The organism is Tepidimonas sp., from assembly GCF_036824975.1.
Lineage (GTDB): Bacteria > Pseudomonadota > Gammaproteobacteria > Burkholderiales > Burkholderiaceae_C > Tepidimonas.
On the sequence record NZ_DAISZC010000120.1, the window covers coordinates 1 to 2,559 of the forward strand.

The window sequence follows — 2,559 nt, forward strand, 5'->3', positions numbered from 1 at the left end:
GCCTCGCACTGGATGCAGCACGAGCAGCCCCAGCATGTACTGAGCCGCATCGAGACTTTCCTTGGCCCGGCGTGATCACCGAACACCCGGTGCGCGGCCACCTCTGCTACCCATCGCGTACGCTGCGTTCCTCCTCTGGGCTCTGCCCGTGCGCGCGGCACCTGAGCTGCCCATCGCGCGCAGGGCTGCGCCCTGCCCTGCGCCGTGCAGGGGACACCCCGCCACGGCTACCGGCGATCGCTGCCTTGCTCTGCATCGCCGCGGCCCGGGCCATCGATCCGCAACGGCCTGGGTGTCTTGTAGCGCGCGTAACCCCACAGATATTGATCCGGTGCGCGCCCTATCAACCGCTCCATGGCGCGATTGATCTGCGCCGCCGCCAACGCCGCGTCGGCGGCCAGCGGTTCTTCCATCGCCAGCGCCCACGGCTGCACATGCACCACATAACCGCGCCCCCACGACCGCCGCTGCCCCCAGGCCAGCAGCACCTGCACCCCGGGCTGCTGCGCCAGCCGCGCCGCCAGCGTCATCGTGTACGCCGGTTGGCCAAAAAACGGCGCCCACACGCCCAGCCCTTCGGGCGGCACCTGGTCCGGCAACAGCCCCACCGCCTCGCCGCGGCGCAGCGCCTGCATCAACTGCCGCACCCCGGCCAGCGTGGTGGGGGCTGCCGCCAGACCCGGGCGCTGCCGCGCCTGGCGCAGCAGCGCGTCAAGCCACGGGTGGCGCGAGGGGCGGTACAACACCGTGATCGGCTTGCCCGCTGGCACGCCAAAGCGCTCGGCGTAGGCTCGCGCGGTGACCTCAAAGCACCCCAGATGCGGCGTCAAAAACAGCACCCCCTGTCCTTGCGCCAGCGCCGCCTCGATATACGCGGCCCCCTCCCAACCCACCGGCACCGGAGCGCCAAACCACAGCCGCGGCAGCTCCGCCACCTGCTGGCCCGCCGCCCCCACCGACGCCCAGCGCACCCAGCCACGCACCCCCGCCAGCCGGGTATGCGCGCGCCAGTGCCGGCGGTAGGTGGGCGAGGCCAGCCACGCCAGCCACCCCCCCAGCCAACCCAGCGCCTGCAGCAACGGCAGTGGCCAGCGGGCCAACAGCAAAACCACACGGGTCATGAACAACGGTGCGTATGCAACGAAACCGGCGGGCGCGCAAACGGTGACGGGCCGCCGCGGACGTCGCGCACGGCGCGCGCCGTCATCCACCCCAACGCCAACGGGCCCGCCTCGACCGTCCCGACGGACCCGCAGTACAATCGGCGCCCATCGCCGAGTTACCGAACTACTTGCGGGCGATTCACAAATGCCGCTAAAGCGTTCGCCATCATTCCCGCAAGGGGCCGGCCGAACGCCGGCAACCACCACACAAGGAGTGTATAGCCATGGCGAACGATTTCCTCTTCACCAGCGAATCCGTCTCCGAAGGCCACCCCGACAAGGTGGCCGACCAGATCTCCGACGCGATTCTGGACGCCATTTTGGAGCAAGACCCGCGCTCGCGCGTGGCCGCCGAGACGCTGTGCAACACCGGCCTGGTGGTGCTGGCCGGCGAGATCACCACCAACGCCCACGTGGACTACATCCAGGTGGCGCGCGACACCATCCGGCGCATCGGCTACGACAACACCGAGTACGGCATCGACTACAAGGGCTGCGCGGTGCTGGTGGCCTACGACAAGCAAAGCAACGACATCGCCCAGGGCGTGGACCACGCCAGCGACGACTACCTCAACACCGGCGCCGGCGACCAGGGGCTGATGTTCGGCTACGCCTGCGATGAGACGCCCGAGCTCATGCCCGCCCCCATCTACTACGCGCACCGCATCGTCGAGCGCCAGGCGCAGCTGCGCAAAGATGGGCGGCTGCCCTTTCTGCGCCCTGACGCCAAAAGCCAAATCACGATGCGCTATGTGGACGGCCGCCCGCACAGCATCGACACCGTGGTGCTGTCCAGCCAGCACAGCCCCGAGATGAGCGACGGCAAGCGCATGAAGCCCGAATTTATCGAGGCGTGCATCGAGGAAATCATCAAGCCCGTGCTGCCCAAGGAGTGGCTCAAAGACACGCGCTACCTCATCAACCCGACCGGGCGCTTTGTCATCGGCGGCCCGCAGGGTGACTGCGGCCTGACCGGCCGCAAGATCATCGTGGACACTTACGGTGGCGCCTGCCCGCACGGCGGTGGCGCCTTCAGCGGCAAGGACCCGACCAAGGTGGACCGCTCCGCCGCCTACGCCGCGCGCTACGTGGCCAAGAACATTGTTGCGGCTGGCCTGGCGCGCCAGTGCCAAATCCAGGTCAGCTACGCCATTGGCGTGGCGCGCCCCATCAACGTGACGGTCTACACCGAAGGCACGGGCGTCATCCCCGACGAGAAAATCGCCGCCATCGTCAACGAAGTGTTTGACCTGCGGCCCAAAGGCATCATCCAGATGTTGGACCTGCTGCGCCCCATCTACGGCAAAACCGCCGCCTACGGCCACTTCGGCCGCGACGAGCCCGAGTTCACGTGGGAGCGCACCGACAAGGTGCAGGTGCTGCGGGATTTGGCGGG

At 68.5% G+C, this 2,559-nt stretch carries 2 protein-coding genes; one reads left to right on the forward strand and one right to left on the reverse strand.

The window, feature by feature from the left end; translation table 11 throughout:
• Positions 1 to 227: 227 nt before the first annotated feature.
• Positions 228 to 1,121 (reverse strand): lysophospholipid acyltransferase family protein, encoded by an 894-nt coding sequence (locus tag V7Z54_RS09775; RefSeq protein WP_334136214.1) that lies wholly within the window; start codon positions 1,119 to 1,121, stop codon positions 228 to 230.
• 266 nt (positions 1,122 to 1,387) lie between these two features.
• Between V7Z54_RS09775 and metK the strand changes: the two genes are divergently transcribed.
• The coding region (gene metK, locus V7Z54_RS09780; RefSeq protein WP_334136215.1) for a methionine adenosyltransferase at positions 1,388 to 2,559 on the forward strand (1,172 nt) is incomplete at its 3' end.